This window comes from Escherichia sp. E4702 (assembly GCF_963883545.1).
Lineage (GTDB): Bacteria > Pseudomonadota > Gammaproteobacteria > Enterobacterales > Enterobacteriaceae > Escherichia.
Map to the genome: position 1 here is coordinate 1 of NZ_CAWORF010000046.1, position 639 is coordinate 639.

Annotated in this window: 1 protein-coding gene and 1 pseudogene; both read left to right on the forward strand. The window is 51.6% G+C overall.

Features of this window, described 5'->3' with window-relative positions:
- A pseudogene (locus AACU94_RS24435) lies at positions 1-219 on the forward strand (hypothetical protein); the annotation flags it as partial.
- Positions 216-639: hypothetical protein (locus AACU94_RS24440; protein ID WP_135488429.1), on the forward strand; the 424-nt coding region annotated here is incomplete at its 3' end. The pseudogene AACU94_RS24435 and the gene AACU94_RS24440, both read left to right, overlap by 4 nt.

Genomic DNA, 639 nt, shown 5'->3' on the forward strand with positions numbered 1-639 from the left:
TCGTGGTTTGCTGACCTGAGAAAAAAACTCAACCTTGGGAAACTGGCTACCGGGCTTGTCAGCGCGGCAGCAGACCAGGGGACATCGGGTTCGATCACCATCAGCGACGCGCTGAGTAATCTGTCTTTGCTGGATTTGCAGATGTTGCAGGATCCGTATGGACGACAGGTTGTTGCGGTGCTGATGCAGATGGGCACAGTATGGGGTTACACGCCATGAAACTCTGTTTTGGTGTTGTCGACCAGCCGTATGACTACGGCGACGAACCGGGAAAAACCACGTTTGACGTGGCCTGTGACCTCGAGGAGCGATACGAAATTTTTACGCACTTCTGGGAAATGCATAAGGACGAGATTATCCAGGAGGCAGGTACTGAACTGGCGTACCAGTTGGTCAATCACCTTAAGCATAAGGCTCCGCTACCAGGCGAGCATTTTCTGGAAGGGACTGAGAAGATTTTCCATATTTTTCTTGAAACTGAAGAAATGGCCGGGATGACGATTAACGGAAACCCTGTGCCAACTCAGGCCGCGCTACTGGGCGTTAACTCCAGGCTTAAGGACAAATATACCGGGGAGCGGCGTCCGTCATTCATAGACGGCGGCCTGTTTAAGGGCAGCTTTATAGCGTGGATAGATA